General features: G+C 62.2%; 16 protein-coding genes. 14 read left to right on the top strand and 2 right to left on the bottom strand.

From position 1 onward, the window contains the following. The first annotated feature begins 2 nt into the window (after positions 1–2). The 5 genes from B058_RS0111020 (at position 3) to B058_RS0111000 (ending at position 4709) form a co-directional block, all read left to right on the top strand. Positions 3–1208: a type II secretion system F family protein gene (locus B058_RS0111020; RefSeq protein WP_018508545.1), complete on the top strand. Its 1206-nt coding sequence runs from the start codon at positions 3–5 to the stop codon at positions 1206–1208. Positions 1209–1440: 232 nt separating this feature from the next. Beyond that, positions 1441–2943 (top strand): hypothetical protein, encoded by a 1503-nt coding sequence (locus tag B058_RS0111015; protein WP_018508544.1) that lies wholly within the window; start codon positions 1441–1443, stop codon positions 2941–2943. Next, complete coding sequence (locus B058_RS0111010; protein ID WP_018508543.1) at positions 2940–3542, top strand: hypothetical protein; 603 nt, start codon at positions 2940–2942, stop codon at positions 3540–3542. The genes B058_RS0111015 and B058_RS0111010 overlap by 4 nt, the downstream gene beginning before the upstream one ends. A 103-nt stretch (positions 3543–3645) precedes the next feature. Further along, entirely contained in the window at positions 3646–3984 is a 339-nt protein-coding gene (locus tag B058_RS0111005) for a hypothetical protein (protein ID WP_018508542.1), read from the top strand. Further along, on the top strand, positions 3981–4709 hold the full coding sequence (locus tag B058_RS0111000; RefSeq protein WP_018508541.1) for a type II secretion system protein: 729 nt from the start codon (positions 3981–3983) through the stop codon (positions 4707–4709). Before B058_RS0111005 ends, B058_RS0111000 begins: the two co-directional genes overlap by 4 nt. On the opposite strand, the gene B058_RS0110995 is transcribed toward B058_RS0111000, so the two are convergent. Next, positions 4690–6420, bottom strand: coding sequence for a sensor histidine kinase (locus B058_RS0110995; protein ID WP_018508540.1), 1731 nt, complete (start codon positions 6418–6420; stop codon positions 4690–4692). The two genes, B058_RS0111000 and B058_RS0110995, sit on opposite strands and share 20 nt — an antisense overlap. Before the next feature lie 267 nt (positions 6421–6687). Here B058_RS0110995 and B058_RS16870 point away from each other — a divergent pair, with 267 nt between their 5' ends. Beyond that, a complete protein-coding gene (locus B058_RS16870) occupies positions 6688–7356 on the top strand; it encodes a prepilin-type N-terminal cleavage/methylation domain-containing protein (protein ID WP_018508539.1) in 669 nt (222 codons plus the stop codon). Here the strand turns inward: B058_RS16870 and B058_RS0110985 are convergent. Further along, a complete protein-coding gene (locus tag B058_RS0110985) occupies positions 7353–9323 on the bottom strand; it encodes a monovalent cation:proton antiporter family protein (protein ID WP_018508538.1) in 1971 nt (656 codons plus the stop codon). The genes B058_RS16870 and B058_RS0110985 overlap by 4 nt on opposite strands. A gap of 103 nt (positions 9324–9426) precedes the next feature. Between B058_RS0110985 and B058_RS0110980 the strand changes: the two genes are divergently transcribed. The 8 genes from B058_RS0110980 (at position 9427) to B058_RS0110945 (ending at position 15368) form a co-directional block, all read left to right on the top strand. Further along, on the top strand, positions 9427–10413 hold the full coding sequence (locus B058_RS0110980) for a KpsF/GutQ family sugar-phosphate isomerase (protein WP_018508537.1): 987 nt from the start codon (positions 9427–9429) through the stop codon (positions 10411–10413). Beyond that, on the top strand, positions 10413–10940 hold the full coding sequence (locus B058_RS0110975) for a KdsC family phosphatase (RefSeq protein WP_018508536.1): 528 nt from the start codon (positions 10413–10415) through the stop codon (positions 10938–10940). The genes B058_RS0110980 and B058_RS0110975 overlap by 1 nt, the downstream gene beginning before the upstream one ends. Before the next feature lie 46 nt (positions 10941–10986). Further along, on the top strand, positions 10987–11562 hold the full coding sequence (gene lptC, locus B058_RS0110970; RefSeq protein ID WP_040724313.1) for an LPS export ABC transporter periplasmic protein LptC: 576 nt from the start codon (positions 10987–10989) through the stop codon (positions 11560–11562). Positions 11563–11566: 4 nt separating this feature from the next. After that, a complete protein-coding gene (gene lptA, locus B058_RS0110965; RefSeq protein WP_018508534.1) occupies positions 11567–12103 on the top strand; it encodes a lipopolysaccharide transport periplasmic protein LptA in 537 nt (178 codons plus the stop codon). Then, a complete protein-coding gene (gene lptB / locus B058_RS0110960; protein ID WP_018508533.1) occupies positions 12100–12822 on the top strand; it encodes an LPS export ABC transporter ATP-binding protein in 723 nt (240 codons plus the stop codon). The genes lptA and lptB overlap by 4 nt, the downstream gene beginning before the upstream one ends. Positions 12823–12894: 72 nt before the next feature. Beyond that, the gene (locus B058_RS0110955; protein WP_018508532.1) at positions 12895–14328 is read left to right on the top strand and encodes an RNA polymerase factor sigma-54; all 1434 of its coding nucleotides are present in this window, start codon (positions 12895–12897) and stop codon (positions 14326–14328) included. 157 nt (positions 14329–14485) lie between these two features. Continuing rightward, positions 14486–14821, top strand: coding sequence for a ribosome hibernation-promoting factor, HPF/YfiA family (hpf, locus tag B058_RS0110950; protein ID WP_018508531.1), 336 nt, complete (start codon positions 14486–14488; stop codon positions 14819–14821). A gap of 91 nt (positions 14822–14912) precedes the next feature. Continuing rightward, positions 14913–15368 (top strand): PTS sugar transporter subunit IIA, encoded by a 456-nt coding sequence (locus tag B058_RS0110945; RefSeq protein ID WP_018508530.1) that lies wholly within the window; start codon positions 14913–14915, stop codon positions 15366–15368. Positions 15369–15371: the final 3 nt, after the last annotated feature.

The raw sequence follows: 15371 nt of genomic DNA, 5'->3' as shown, positions 1-15371 counted from the left end.
CCATGCCCTTCTTCGACTACCGCGCCATCGACCAGACCGGCCGCAACGTCAGGGGTACCCTGTCTGCTGTCAACGACGTCGATCTCGAGCTGCGCCTGAAGCGCATGGGACTCGATCTCATCACCTTGGTCGAGCTGTCACGCCAGTACGCCCCCACCGGCCGCGAGCGCGTGACCCGGCGCGATCTGGTGACGTTCTGCATCCATATGCGTTACATCACCCGCGCGGGCATTCCCCTGCTCGAAGGTTTGCGCGATCTGCGCGACACCATGGAGAAACGCGGGTTTCGCGATGTCCTGACCGCGCTGCTTGAAGACCTGGAAGGCGGCAAGGTCCTGTCGCAGGCATTGGCAGCGCATCCGGCGGTATTCGGCGCCGTGTTCGTGCACAGCATCAAGGCGGGGGAGCAGACGGGCCTGCTCGACACGGTATTCGAGCGGCTGGCCGAGTCGCTCAAATGGCAAGAGGAAGTCGCCTCCAAGGCCAAGCGTCTGATGATCTACCCCGCGATGGTGCTGGCCGTCGTCGGCGCGGCCATCCTGTTTCTGCTGATCTATCTGGTGCCGCAGGTGCTGGGGCTGGTCAAGACCATGGGCGTGCCACTGCCACTGCCGACGCTGATCCTGATGGCGGTGTCGAATGCGCTGCGCTCGTACTGGCTGATCGGCCTGGCACTTGCGCTGGCAGTGGGCATCGGGCTGCCCTTATGGGTGCGCAAGAGCGAAGCCGGACGCGAATGGTGGGACCGTACCCAGCTGCGATTGCCGGTCATCGGACCGATCGTGCAGAAGATCGTGCTGTCGCGCTTCACCAACACGCTGGCAATGATGTACCGCTCGGGCGTCACCGTGCTCGACGCCCTGCGCGCCGGCGAGATGATCGCCGGCAACCGCGTGATTGCCGACGGCATTCGCCGCGCCGCCCAGCAGATTGCCGACGGGCGTGGGTTGTCGGAAAGCTTCCAGTCGCTGGCATTGTTTCCGCCGCTGGTGATCCGCATGCTGCGCGTGGGCGAAAGCACCGGCGCGCTCGACGAGGCCCTGGACAACGTAACGTTTTTCTACAACCGTGAAGTACTCGACTCGATCGAAAATGGTCTCCGGGTTCTGGAGCCACTGCTCACGGCCATTCTGGGCCTGCTGCTCGGCGGCATCCTGGTGTCGGTGCTGCTGCCGATTTACGACCTGATCGGGCATCTGCCGCTGTGATCATGGAAACCACAGTTGAACGCGTTCGATGGTGCGGCTGGGCAAGTGGCTGCCGCGAAGCGAAGAGGCAGCAGGCTGTTGCCTGCAACGACGAGCGACAAAGGCAGGCGCATGACCAGTCGTACCAGCGGATGCGTAGCGGATTCAATTTCCCGGTACACGTCATCGAAGGCAGGGAAATCAATTTCCGTGCGGTACTTCTGACATTTATGAGCGGTCTACTGCGGTTTTCATGATCATGTTCGACCATCGCCTGCTTCTCTTTGCTACGCCCCGCCAGATCGGTGTCCTCGACTGGCGCCCAGGCCATATGCACTGGTTGGGCGAATTTTCGGCCGATACGGAAGGCTTGGCGGCATTTCGCAAAATCGTGATCAGGCATGCACATCTGCCTGTACTGCTGGTAGCCGACACAGTCGACGAGGATTACCGTAGCGAGGTTCTTCCACATGTGCAGGGACGCGCACGCGACGAACTGCTGGCGCGCAAGCTCAAGCAGATCTTCCGCAACACGCGCTTTACCGGCGCATGGCGGCAGACGCGCGAAACGACCGGGCGCCGCGACGACCGCTATCTGCTCGCGGCCCTGCCCGACGCCGAGTGGCTGACCCCCTGGCTCAGCGTGCTGCACCGCGAACACGTGCCGCTCGCGGGCATCACGCCGCTGGCGTTGGCCTACCAGCATCTGCTGGAAAAACTGCGGGAACAGTCGGCGCATACCTTGCTGGCGTGCCGTCTCAACAACAGCCTGCGGCTCTCCTACTATCACAATGGCCTGCTGCGTTTTTCACGCCTCATCGGCGGCGACACACCCGCGCAACTGCCCGGAAACGCCGCGGACGAAATCGCGAAGACGCAGCTCTATCTCAGCGGACAGCGTATCCTGCCGCGCGAAGCCCGGCTGCATGTGCTGCTGCTCGATCCCAGCGGTCAGCTCGATAGCGCACAGGCACAGCTCAATGCCGATCCGGCGTTCAGCACGCGACTGATCGACATGTCCAGCCTCGCACGTGCATTGCGCATTCCCGACGACTTTCTGGCCGCCACGCCGGAAGTCGTGCCCCTGGCCGCCATCGCGGGTGAAACGCTGAAACTCAATCTGGCGCCGCCCGAATTGCTGCAGCATCACATCGAATTCCGTTGGCGGCGCGGCCTGCATGCAGCTGCCGGCATCGTCGCAGTACTGGGCCTGGGTATCACGGCCGCCTATTGGCTGCATGCCCGGGACCTGGACGATCAGGCACGCCAGCTGGCCCAGCAGTATCAGCAATTCGATGCCCGCTACCAGGCCATTGCGCGCACGTTTCCCACCCAGCTCATGGCCCCCGAGCAACTCGTCCAAACAGTCAACCTGGCGCGCCAGCTCGGCCAGGCACGGACCGATGCGTCCACACTCTTCGCAACGATCGGACAGAGCCTGCTGCCCACGCCCGATGTCGTGCTGGACAGCCTGGGCTGGACCGATGAGCCGCCAACAGCGAACGGCGGGGTCAAGATCAACCTCGATGCCGGATTGAGCCCGTTCGATGGTAATTACCGGGCAGCCATGCGGCGTATCGAAGAATTCATGCAGACGCTGCAGGCGATGCCGGGTGTACACGACGTGACCCTGCGCAGCAGCCCTGTGAATGCCGACTCCAGCAGCACGCTGTCCGGCATGACACTCAACGCCGATGCGAGCGCACCGGCAGCGCGTTTCAGCCTCAGCCTCCTTTTCCGCGAGGCCCGGCCATGACCCGCCCGCCCTTCTTCATCCTCAAACTGCCCCTGCTGATGCTGGTGGCCGCGCTGCTGCTGGCATCCGGCGGCATCCTGTGGGGACAACGTCAGGCACACAATGCCGAAGCGGCTTTGCAACAGCAGCACACGGCGCTCAACCAGGCACGCCAGCAACTCGATCGCAGCCGTCAGCAGCAGCGACTTATCGCCACCCATCTGGGGGATTACCAGGCGTTGGTGGCACGCGGATTCGTGGGAGCGGAAGACCGTCTGGCCTGGATCGAGGCCGTGCAACTGGCCAACCGCGATGCCGGCCTGTATGGGTTGAGTTACCGCCTGATGCCCCGCGCGGCCTCGCCGTCCTCGCTGGCACAGGGCCTGCCGCTTGGGCAAACCCGCATGACTCTCACCTTCCCGCTGCTGGTGGAAACCGATCTCCCGCGTTTCCTCGACGCGCTCAAGACGCGCGCGTCCGGGGTGTATCACGTTCAGGGATGCCGCCTGTCGCGCCCGGACAATACGCCATTCGAAGCCGTCAATCGCCCGCATTTACAGGCCGAATGCGATCTGCTGTGGTTCACTGTGGCAACGACAACGGAGAACCGCCATGAATAACCGGCTTCTCCGACCCGGCCATCGCGCGCGCGCAATACACAGGTGGCACAGGCTCCCTGGTGTCTGGATACTGGCGCTGTATCTGGGCGGCACTGGAACCGGCATGACGGCCCCGGCCGATCCGGGCCGCCTGTTTTTCACACCGGCGCAGCGCGCCCAGCTTGAGGCCGCGCGCGCGCGCAACGCCACCTCCTCTGGTCCGGGCCACCCGCTGTCGACCGACAGCGTCCCCGCACCGCTACGCTACGATGGCGTGGTCATCCGCTCCGACGGCAGCACCACGCGCTGGGTCGACGGCAAGGCACAGCGCGATGGTTCGGCCGTATCGGGCCTGAAACCCGGCCAGATCCGCGCCAACGGCCGGGTATATGAGCCCTATCAGGTTCTGCGCCCCCGTTCTCCCGAACCGGTCAGCCCGGATACGAAGGACTCCGCACCATGACACGCTCGCGCGGTTTCACCCTGATCGAGATGGCCATCGTGCTGGTCATCATCACCATCCTGATCGGCGGACTGGCCATGCCGTTGTCGGCGCAAATTCAGGCGCGGCGGATCGCGGAAACCAGAACAACGCTCGAAGAAGCGCGCACGGCACTCTTGGGTTATGCGATGACGCATAACGCGACCAACGTACCCACACATCATTATCTGCCTTGCCCCGACACCAACGCTGATGGACGCGAAGACAGGGTATCCGACACACAATGCGCGGCTTACCGTGGCTTGTTACCGTGGGTCGATCTGGGCATCGCCCCACAGGACGCCTGGGGCAATCGTTTGCGGTATGCGGTTGTCACGCAATTCATTGACAAATCCAACGGATTTTCCGCCAGCACCCCGGCGGCCTCGGGGCCTCCGTCATATGGGTTCGACCCAATCAAGATATGCAGTACACATACCTGCTCTAGCCCGGATGTCGCCGACAACGTCGTATTCGTTCTGGTTTCCCTTGGCCCCAATGGGTGGGGAGCGCAAAACATCAATGGCACCACCCTGGCGGCACCGACAGGCCCGGACGAAGCAGACAACCTCAACGCAAACCCCACCTACATCAGCCGATCTCCTACTACGGCAGACGCAGCCAGTGGAGAATTTGATGACCTTACTGTCTGGGTCTCTCAGTCCGCGTTGATCGCCAGCGTATGCCCTACGGGTTGCCCGCCGTAGCCTGCAAGCGGAATGTCACTCGCCCTGCTCGGTTATCTGGCAGTTCCAACCGATACCCCGAGCGCGCCGCCTGCCGTGCAGCCTGATACAGCCCCACGCCCAGCCCGAAATCCGATGCCACCGGGCTGAGGAACAGATTGCGTGCCACGTGTTCGGGCGCCGCGGCGCCGCTGTCGGTCACGGTCAGGCTCATCAGCGGATGCAATGTCAGGCGCACTTCCACCGCGACATCCGGGTGGCTCTGCCGCTTGCGCAGCGCATTGGTCAACAGATTGTCGACAACACTATCGAACAGATCCTGAGGCAAAGGGGTGTCGTCGAGCACCTCGGCGAAAAACTGTACGTCGTCGTGCTCATAGCGCGTCTGCAGCGCAGTCCACCACGTGTGCGCGGCCACATGTGCGACGTCCATTTCCGCCGGCTGCTTGAGCTTGTCGACGGTTTGCGAGAGACGCGCCGCCAGTTGCGGCAGCTGGCGTTTCATCAGCGCGAGCAGACGTTCGCTGTCTTCCGGGGTGGAAGTATCGGCGGCGGCAAGCAGGGTCTTCAACGACTGCAGGATATTCTTCACGTCGTGCGTCAGGCGTGCGCCGGTATCGTGGATGGCCTGGCTGTAGGCCTGCTCGCGCAGCGTCTGCTCGCGCACCTTGGCAGCGTAGAAATAGCCCAGCAATTGAGACAGCAAGCGAACATGCAGCGCCAGCGCCGGCGTGAGCGGACGCACCGACTGCCAGGTCAGGGTCAGGCCATGGAATGCATGGACGATGGCATGTTCCGCAGATTCGCCGAATGTCCCCTCGCCGCGCGCCGCCTGCCAGCGGCCGCCACGTATCCAGGTCAACTCGTGCAAGTCGGACAGCGCGTCGCGCACGAAGGATTCCGGATCGCGCTCGCGTTCGGCCAGGGTGGCGAGCCGCTGCGCCCAGCCCTCGAACGGCAGCCCTACCGATAGCAGATAGCGCGAGGTCACCTGCCCCAGCCCGGCGAATCCGGCACGCGGATTCCACAGCCAGGACAAGGCCAGCAGCAGCGCCGCCATGCCCAGTAGGGTCTGCACCAGCGCCCAGGCATAGCTCACTTTGGCTACCGCCACCACGGCGAACACACCGAGCGCCATCACCATGATGAGCAGCGACAGCATCAGCCCGTAGATGAAATCGAGCGTCGACGAGCCGCTGCGCTGGCGGCTGGCCGGCAGGAACAGGATCGCCGCGGGCAGCAGCAGCAAGCCATAGCGCACCGCAATCCGCAGCTCATTCGGCAACGACGTCCCGCCCAGGCTTTGCGGCAACACCCAGGCCAGCAGCAAGGCCAGCAGATAACCCAGCGCCAGCAGATAACCCAGACGCTGGGTACGTTCGTTCTGCGACGCCGCCACGGCGCCCACCAGTCCCGCAAGGATCGCCAGCCACAAGGCCATCACCCAGGTACTGTCGACCAGGACCAGCAATGCGGCCATGGCAAATACCGGGAACGCCAAGCGCGGCTCGATACGCACTTCGCTGCGCACCAGCGGCTGCCACAGAAGGAACAGGCCGTAATGCGCTAGCAGAAAGGCCCGTGTCACCGTCGCGTCGGCATCGAATACCACGGCCACATGCAGGGCCAGCAGCATCGACCCGAGCCAGCGTCCCGGCGCCACACGCGTGAAGCGCGTGGCGAGTGAGGTCAGCCAGGTCAGAGGAGATGCAGTTTCAGCGCGTTCGTTCATGAAGGGGGAATCGGAGGGGAATGCAGGACGATCAGCATGCCCATGGTATCGGCATTCCGCCCCGGAAATGGAGAGGATACCGATGTTAGGCCATGCACAAAGTCTGATGGAAATCTGGCATCAGCGTTGTATTTTCGTCAAAATTGGGGTGGATACGACGCGCTTGATGGTATTTTTTCCTTTTTAATCATGGCACTATAGCCACAAACATCATGGCACGCATTTTGCAAATTGGCCCTCAGGAGAAAACCACTGGAGAGCCTCACCATGCCGCACCCCCACATCGCGCGACGCCAGTCGGGCTTCACCCTGATCGAGATCGCCATTGTGCTGGTCATTATCGGGCTGTTGCTCGGCGGTATTCTCAAGGGCCAGGAACTTATTACCAGCGCACGCGTTCGCAACATCATCGCCCAACTGGACGGCACTAAGGCTGCCTTTTTTGGATTCCAGGATCGCTACCGCGCTTTACCTGGAGATTTCAACGCAGCGACAACCCAGATTGCGGGCGCCACACAAAACGGTGACGGAAACGGACAAATAACGGGAACTGAAGCGATTGCAGTCTGGGATCATCTATCGCATGCAGGCTTCATTAATGGCACTTACGTCTATAACGCTACAGAGAGTGCAACCACAACGCCCAACAATCCTTATGGTGCGCGTCTTCAACTCATTTACGATGACGTTTACGCCGACAGCGGCACTCCCACAGCTCGCACCAATCTCAAGACAGGCCCGCAAATACCTGTGAATATCCTCGCTGAAATCGATCGGAAAATCGATGATGGCAACGCACTGCGCGGCAGCATGCGTTTTTCCGTCTATGCTGCTGGTGGCACAGCGCCCACGGCCGCTAACTGCTACGACACAACTACAGGGGAATGGAAAGCCGGGAGTGGCGAAACCAATTGTGGTGCCGCCATCCTGTTTTAACCCTGTAATACCCTGAACTCCGCCGCCGCCAGACCATCGGCGGCGCCCCGCAGCACCAGCACATCCCCAACCTGGATGCGAGTGTCGGGCTGGGGATCGACGCCCTTGATCCCCTGACGGCGGATTGCCACCACCTCCACGAGTAGTTCGCTCAGCCGCAGTTCCTCCAGGCTATGTCCCGCCGCCACGGCGCCCTGCGTGACCAGCACGGTATGCAGACGAGGCTGGGCATGCTGATCGAGTTCGTCGTCGGCATCGCTGGCGCCACGAAAGAAACCGCGCATCATGGCGTAGCGCGTTTCACGGACTTCGCGGATACGTTTCAGCACCTGGCTCAAGGGTACGCCGAGCAACATCAGCGCATGCGAAGCCAGCATCAGCGAACCTTCCATCACTTCGGACACCACTTCGGCCGCACCGGCCGCTTTCAAGGCATCGATGTGGGTGTCGTCAATGGTGCGCACCACGACCGGCAGGTCGGGCCGCAACTCGCGGACGTGGCGCAGGATGGCCATGCTGGAGTGCAGGTCGGAATACGTCACCACGATGGCCTGCGCACGGCTGAGGCCGGCGGCGACCAGCACTTCGCGCCGGCTGGCATCGCCGTAGACGACGCTGACGCCGGATGCCGCCACCGCACGGATCCGCTCGGGATCAGCGTCGAGTGCGATGAATGTGATGCCCTCCACTTCCAGCAGACGGGCCAGGTTCTGTCCACTACGGCCGTAGCCGCAAACGATCACGTGCTGGGTCTTGCCGAAGGTCTTGACCGCGATGTCGTGCACCTCTTTGGCACGACCGGCCCATTCGCTGCCCGCGATCAGCCGGGTCAGCACGTCCATGCGATTGATCAGGAGCGGAGCGATCAGCATCGACAGCACCATCGCCGCCAGCACTGGCTGAGTAATCGGAGCGCCCAGCAACCGCAGATCGGCTGCCTGGGCCAGCAATACGAAGCCGAATTCGCCTGCCTGCGCCAGTCCCAGCGCAGTCCGCACCGAGGTGGGGCGGGTGTTGCCGAAGGCCAGGGCCAGGCCGCCGACCATCAGCCCCTTGCCGACGACGATCGCCACGACCAGCAGCAATACATCGCCCCAGTTCAGCATGACCTGCATCAGGTCGAGCCGCATCCCGATCGTAACGAAAAACAATCCCAGCAACACGTCGCGGAAGGGCTTGATGTCGTCTTCCACCTGGTAGCGGTATTCGGTCTCTGAAATCAGCATGCCAGCCAGGAACGCACCTAGCGCCAGCGACAAGCCGACACTCTCGGTCAGGAACGCCAGCCCCAGCGTGAACAGCAGCAGGTTGAGCGTGAAGAGTTCGGGCGACTTGCGGCCCGCCACCCATTGAAACCACGGACGCATGATGCGCTGCCCGACAAACAGCAGAAATCCCAGCACCACGATCGCCTTGAACACGGCCAGCCCCAGAGTGATGGCCATGGTGTCGGATTCTTTCGCAAACGCAGGGATCAAAATCAGCAGCGGCACCACCGCCAGATCCTGGAACAGCAATGCACCGAAAATCTGGCGGCCGTGCGGTGTCTGGATTTCCAGCCGTTCGGCCAGAAGCTTGGACACGATGGCCGTGGACGACATCGACATGATGCCGCCCAGCGCCAGCGCCGCGAGCAGCGGCAAATGCAGCAGCCAGGCGATCACCGCGGTCAGCGCGATGGTCAGGCCGACCTGCGCGCCGCCAAAACCGAACACTGTCGTACGCATGGTCATCAGGCGCGCCAGGCTGAATTCCAGGCCGACCGAGAACATCAGGAACACCACGCCGAACTCGGCCAGGTAACGCGCTTCTTCACTGTCCGGAATCCAGCCCAGGGCAAACGGGCCGATGGCAATGCCCGTCACCAGATAACCGAGCATGGTAGGGAGGCGCAAAGCACGCGCAGCGGCCGCCACCAGCACGGCGACTGCAAGTAGAATCAGGACCAGCTGGAGGCTGCTGTGCATAGGTATTTCATAGGCTTCAGCCCATATTTTCTGTCGAGGTCATCCTGCCGAAACCGCAGTAAAAACGCGGTCGGACAGGCAGGCTTTAGTATACTTGCCGACCATGCGACCCCAACCCATCTCCGCCGAACATTTGCTTGCGCTTGCGCGTCAGGTGCTCGATATCGAAGCCGATGCCCTGCGCGCCCTGTCGACCCGGCTCGACGCCGGTTTTGCGGATGCCGTGCAGTTGATCCTGGTATGTCGCGGCCGCGTGGTGGTGTCGGGAATGGGCAAGTCCGGCCATGTCGGGAGCAAGATCGCCGCCACCCTGGCCTCCACCGGCACCCCCGCTTTTTTCATGCACCCGGGCGAAGCCAGCCACGGCGACCTCGGCATGATCGCACCCGATGACGTTGTGCTGGCCCTGTCGAATTCGGGCGAGAGCAACGAGATCGTCAGCATCGTGCCGCTCATCAAGCGGCGCGGCGCCAAGCTCATCGCGATGACCGGCAATCCCGGTTCGACCATGGCACGGGAAGCCGACGTCCACCTCAATGCCGCAGTCGACAAGGAAGCCTGCCCGCTCAACCTGGCGCCCACTGCGAGCACTACTGCGGCACTCGCGCTGGGCGACGCCTTGGCAGTGGCGCTGCTGGATGCACGCGGCTTTTCGGCCGACGATTTTGCACGCACCCACCCGGGCGGCAGCCTGGGACGGCGATTGCTGGTCCATGTGCGCGACGTCATGCATGCCGGCGATGATCTGCCGAAGGTCGGCCGCGACGCCTCGCTCAAGGCCGCGCTGTTCGAGATGACCCAAAAGGGACTCGGCATGACCGCAGTGGTCGAGGCGGACGGCAAGGTGGCCGGGCTGTTCACCGACGGCGACCTGCGGCGCGCCCTGGAGCACACGATCGATCTGCAACAGGCAAAGATTGCCGACCTGATGACCCGAAACCCGAAGACGATCCGCGCGGACGAACTCGCCGTGGCGGCAGTGGAAAAAATGGACACACTGAAAATCAATGGCCTGCTGGTGGTCGACACCGACCATATCCTGGTCGGGGCACTCAACATGCACGATCTGCTGAAAGCGGGGGTAGTGTGATGACGACCGATCTGATTGCACGCGCGCAGAAAATCAAACTGGTCGCATTCGACGTCGACGGCGTGATGACCGACGGCACCCTGTTCCTGGCGGACGATGGCCAGGAATACAAGGGCTTCAATTCGCTCGACGGGCATGGCCTGAAAATGCTCAACGGCAGCGGGGTCGAACTGGCCATCATCACCGGACGCAACTCGCGGGTGGTGGAACATCGGGCACGGAACCTCGGCATCGGGATCGTGCATCAGGGCGCGCACGACAAGCTCGTCGTGTACGAAGCCTTGTGCCGCGAGTTGAACCTCGATTGCGAAGCCACCGCCTACATGGGCGACGACGTAGTCGACCTGCCCGTGATGCGGCGTGCCGGTCTGGCCATCACCGTGCCGGCCGCCCCCGAACTGGTGAAAGCCTACAGCCATTACACCACCACGCGTGAAGCGGGCCACGGCGCAGTGCGCGAGGCCTGCGAGTTCCTGATGCGCGCGCAGGGCACGCTGGACGCGGCGCTGGCGCCGTATCTGAGATGACAGGCTGCATACGCTGCGCCCTGAACGCCACCCGTTCGGGGACGGCATGATCTCACGCGGATCATTGTGGCTGCCGCTGGCCATCTTGCTGCTACTGGCTGCGCTCAGCTTCTGGATCGAACGCATGGTGGAGATCCCGGCCAACGGCGGCGCGTCGCCTACCCGCACCGACCCCGAAGGCATCATGGAGAACTTCAATGCGATGCGCACCGACCTGGACGGCAAACCGCAGTACCGGCTATCCGCCAAGAAATTGAAGCATTACTCGGACAGCAAGTTCACCGAGTTGGAACTGCCCCACTTCACCCAACTGGACAAACAATCAGGCGACGTGAGCGCAGTGTCAAAACAGGCGACCGTGTCTCCCGACGGCCATGAGGTCGACCTGCGCGACGACGTTCTCGTGGAACGTGCCGCGCATGCAGGACAATCGCTCATGACCATGCGTTCGGCGCGACTGCTGGTTTTTCCAGAACGCAACCAGATGCGCTCCCCCGGCCCGGTGGTGATCCATGACGCCACCCTGGATCTGCGCGCAGACGCGATGGAGTACGACGCCAAGCAACGTATCCTCAAACTGACAGGACGGGTGCATGCCCGTTATATTTCCGGAAAAGGCTAGCGCCATGAATAAATTGAATACCAGGCTTTACGCGGTGCTGTGCGCCGCCTTGCTGGCCACCTCCGCCCATGCGGAAAAGGCCGACCGCGACAAACCGGTCAACCTTGAAGCGGACACCGTCACCCTCGACGACATCAAGAAAATCAGCGTCTACCAGGGCAATGTCGTATTGAGCCAAGGCACGCTGATGCTGCGCGCCGATCGCGTGCAGGTGACCCAGAATGCTGACGGACTCGACAAGGTCAGTGCGATCGGCCGCCCCGTGGCGTTCCGCCAGAAAACCGACAGCGGCGATGAATTCATTGAGGGCTTTGCCAATCGCATCGAATATGACGGCGTCACCAGCCAGCTCGAACTGATCGGCCAGGCACGACTGCGACGCGGCAGCGACGAACTGCACGGCGCGCAGATTTCCTACAATGCCAACACCGGATTCTATAAGGTCGTCGGCCAGCCCAACGCCCAGACCCCGAGCGGGCGCGTGCGCGCCGTCATCCGCCCGAAACCGCGCACCTCCGAGCAACCCGCAGCCAAACCATGAGCCAGATTACCGCCCAGGGCCTGCGCAAGACGTATGGCAAACGCACCGTGGTGCACGACGTCTCCTTCGAGGTCGAAAGCGGCGAAGTCGTCGGCCTGCTCGGCCCCAATGGTGCCGGCAAGACCACCTGCTTTTATATGGTGGTGGGCCTGGTCGCGGCCGACGGCGGTAGCGTGCAGATGGATACGCACGACCTTACCCATATGGCGATCCACCAGCGCGCACGCCTGGGCTTGTCCTATCTGCCGCAGGAACCTTCGATCTTCCGCAAGATGACCGTGGAAGACAATATCCGCGCCATTCTCGAGCTCAAGTCCTACGACAAGGCCGAGCGCGAGGAACACCTCAACAATCTGTTGGAAGACCTGCACATCGCCCACCTGCGCGAAGCGTCCGCCGTCAGCCTGTCCGGCGGCGAGCGCCGCCGTGTGGAAATCGCCCGAGCACTGGCGATCAACCCGCGCTTCATCCTGCTCGACGAACCTTTTGCCGGGGTTGATCCCATTGCGGTGATCGACATCCAGAAGCTGGTGCATTTCCTCATCGAGCGCGACATCGGCGTCTTGATCACCGACCACAATGTGCGCGAAACCCTGGGTATCTGCGATCGCGCCTACATCATCAACGAAGGGCGCGTGCTGATCGCCGGCACCCCCGACCTCATCATTCAGGACGACAACGCCCGCAAAGTCTATCTCGGCGAAAATTTCCGTCTGTAACAACCGCCATCCCCCGGCGAATCGCGTTAAACTGGTCTCAAGCCGGCACGCTTTTTGCCGTAGTCAAGATTCATGAAACACAGCCTTCAACTCAAGCTCGGTCAACACCTCACGCTGACACCTCAACTGCAACAGTCGATTCGACTGCTGCAGCTGTCGACGCTGGAACTGAATCAGGAACTGGAGCAGATGCTGCAGGACAATCCCCTGCTGGAGCGCGAGGAAGAGGACGAAGCCAGCTATACGACGGCAGAGGTGCCGGCGCATACAGCCGAGGCCGAAGCACAAAGCACGGAAACGGCGCTGCCCGACCATGCCGAGTCGGAACCTGTCACAGCACTGGATGACTCCGACTGGAACGACTACAGCGTGGCCAGCGGCGATGACGAGGACAACGATTACACCCAGGGCTCGATATCGGGTGCGACCCTGCGCGAACATCTGCTGAACCAGTTGATCGTCAGTCCACTGACCTTGCGCGACCGCACCCTGGTCGCTGCGCTGATCGACGACCTGGACGATTCGGGTTTCCTCACCCAGCCGCTGGAAGACATTACCGCCAGCCTGCAAACCGAACTCGAGGAACTCGAGCCCGAGGAACTGGACACCGCGCTCAAGCATCTGCAGAACATGGATCCGACCGGCGTCGGCGCACGCAACCTGGCGGAATGCCTGACCCTGCAACTGCGCGCGCTGCCCCCGGACACCCCTGCACGCGACGCCGCCATGCGGCTCACCACGCATTATCTGGATCTGCTCGCCGCACGCGATGTCGGCAAGCTGAAGAAAATGCTCGGCATCGACGATGCCGCGCTGCGTACCGCGCGTGCCCTGATCCTGTCCTTGAACCCACGTCCGGGCGCGGCCTTTGGGGCGGACGACACCCACTACGTGATTCCCGACGTCTATGTGCGCAAGGTCAAGGGCATGTGGATCGCCAGCCTCAACGCCGATGCCATGCCCAAGCTGCGCGTCAACCGCGTCTATGCCGACATCCTGGCGCGCCACCGCGAAAGCGGCGGCAGCCAGCTCGCCAGCCAGCTGCAGGAAGCCCGCTGGCTGATCAAGAACGTACAGCAGCGCTTCGATACTATCCTGCGCGTCTCGCAGGCCATCGTCGACCGCCAGAAACAGTTCTTCGAGCATGGCGAGGTGGCGATGCGTCCGTTGGTGCTGCGCGAAATCGCCGATGCCGTGGAATTGCACGAATCGACCATTTCGCGCGTGACCACGCAAAAGTACATGATGACGCCGCGCGGCTTGTACGAGCTGAAGTATTTCTTCGGCAGCCACGTCTCGACCGACAGCGGCGGCGCCTGTTCCTCGACCGCGATTCGTGCCCTCATCAAACAGCTGGTTGCCGCCGAAAGCACCAAAAAACCGCTGTCGGATGGCCAATTGGCGGAAGTCCTGGGCCAGCAGGGTATCGTGGTGGCCCGCCGCACGGTCGCCAAATATCGCGAATCACTGCAAATCCCACCCGCCAACATGCGCCGCGCACTTTGATCGCAAAGGCTTTTCCTGCGCAGTCCGCCTGACAATCCGTACCGCGCTTGAATGTACCGGGCTTTCGTCCCACAATGAAATCGAGCACAACAGATCGCTCCTGGAAGGTTGGCAGCATGCCGGCCTCCAGTCATGTTCAGCAGACTTAGGAGGTTCTATGAATTTGACGATTTCCGGTCATCACCTGGAAGTGACCCCAGCCATCCGCGACTACGTTTCCGAGAAACTCGACCGCGTCAAACGCCATTTCGACCATGTCATCAACGTGACGGTCATCATGCAGGTGGAAAAACTGGTACACAAGGTGGAAGCCACGCTGCATGTGAAAGGCCATGATTTCCATGCCCACAGCGAGGACGGCAACATGTATGCCGCAATCGACCTTCTGGCGGACAAACTGGATCGCCAGATCGTCAGGCACAAGGAAAAAACCTCGGACGTCCATCAAGGCGGAGGCGCACTGAAGCACCAACCGACGGAAAGCCCTGCCTGACACCGCATTGCCCCGCCCGGAGGCCTCAAACAGCCTTCGGGCGTATAATCTGCAGAAGCCGGACAACCTCTTTCCCCGGCTGTGCAAAGGCATGAACCTAATCGCCCCCCTTATCACCCTCGACACCACCTTGCTGGACATCAGCTTCACCAGCAAGAAAAAACTGTTCGAACATGCAGCCGACCTGTTCGCTCAGACCCGCGGTCTCAAAGCCTCCGACATCTTCACCAGCCTGTTCGAGCGCGAACGCCTGGGCTCGACCGCGCTCGGCCATGGGATCGCCATCCCGCACGGGCGTATCAAGGGGCTGAAGGAGGCGTGCGGCGCATTCTATCGCCTGAAGAGCCCGCTCGAATTCGATGCGCCGGACAGCCAGCCGGTGACGTTGTGTTTCATTTTGCTGGTTCCCAAGGACGCCAATGAACGGCATCTGCAGATTCTGGGCGAGCTTGCGCAACTGTTCGGCGACGAGACCATGCGCACGCAGATGCTGGATGCCGCCACCCCGTCCGATTTGATGGGACGGCTCGAATCATGGTCAAGCTGAGTG

The sequence above is a fragment of the Thiobacillus thioparus DSM 505 genome, from assembly GCF_000373385.1.
GTDB classification, from domain to species: domain Bacteria; phylum Pseudomonadota; class Gammaproteobacteria; order Burkholderiales; family Thiobacillaceae; genus Thiobacillus; species Thiobacillus thioparus.
Note: the sequence above shows the minus strand (reverse complement) of the source record. Positions and strands in the feature narration are given on the sequence as shown.

Coding starts and splice junctions, on each gene's coding strand:
- lptA (WP_018508534.1), top strand. CDS start 11,567: ATGAATAAATTGAATACCAGGCTTTACGCGGTGCTGTGCGCCGCCTTG.
- B058_RS0110955 (WP_018508532.1), top strand. CDS start 12,895: ATGAAACACAGCCTTCAACTCAAGCTCGGTCAACACCTCACGCTGACA.
- B058_RS0110975 (WP_018508536.1), top strand. CDS start 10,413: ATGACGACCGATCTGATTGCACGCGCGCAGAAAATCAAACTGGTCGCA.
- B058_RS0110985 (WP_018508538.1), bottom strand. CDS start 9,323: ATGCACAGCAGCCTCCAGCTGGTCCTGATTCTACTTGCAGTCGCCGTG.
- lptB (WP_018508533.1), top strand. CDS start 12,100: ATGAGCCAGATTACCGCCCAGGGCCTGCGCAAGACGTATGGCAAACGC.
- B058_RS0110980 (WP_018508537.1), top strand. CDS start 9,427: ATGCGACCCCAACCCATCTCCGCCGAACATTTGCTTGCGCTTGCGCGT.
- B058_RS0111000 (WP_018508541.1), top strand. CDS start 3,981: ATGACACGCTCGCGCGGTTTCACCCTGATCGAGATGGCCATCGTGCTG.
- B058_RS0110945 (WP_018508530.1), top strand. CDS start 14,913: ATGAACCTAATCGCCCCCCTTATCACCCTCGACACCACCTTGCTGGAC.
- B058_RS0111005 (WP_018508542.1), top strand. CDS start 3,646: ATGACGGCCCCGGCCGATCCGGGCCGCCTGTTTTTCACACCGGCGCAG.
- B058_RS0111015 (WP_018508544.1), top strand. CDS start 1,441: ATGATCATGTTCGACCATCGCCTGCTTCTCTTTGCTACGCCCCGCCAG.
- hpf (WP_018508531.1), top strand. CDS start 14,486: ATGAATTTGACGATTTCCGGTCATCACCTGGAAGTGACCCCAGCCATC.
- B058_RS0111020 (WP_018508545.1), top strand. CDS start 3: ATGCCCTTCTTCGACTACCGCGCCATCGACCAGACCGGCCGCAACGTC.
- B058_RS0111010 (WP_018508543.1), top strand. CDS start 2,940: ATGACCCGCCCGCCCTTCTTCATCCTCAAACTGCCCCTGCTGATGCTG.
- lptC (WP_040724313.1), top strand. CDS start 10,987: ATGATCTCACGCGGATCATTGTGGCTGCCGCTGGCCATCTTGCTGCTA.
- B058_RS0110995 (WP_018508540.1), bottom strand. CDS start 6,420: ATGAACGAACGCGCTGAAACTGCATCTCCTCTGACCTGGCTGACCTCA.
- B058_RS16870 (WP_018508539.1), top strand. CDS start 6,688: ATGCCGCACCCCCACATCGCGCGACGCCAGTCGGGCTTCACCCTGATC.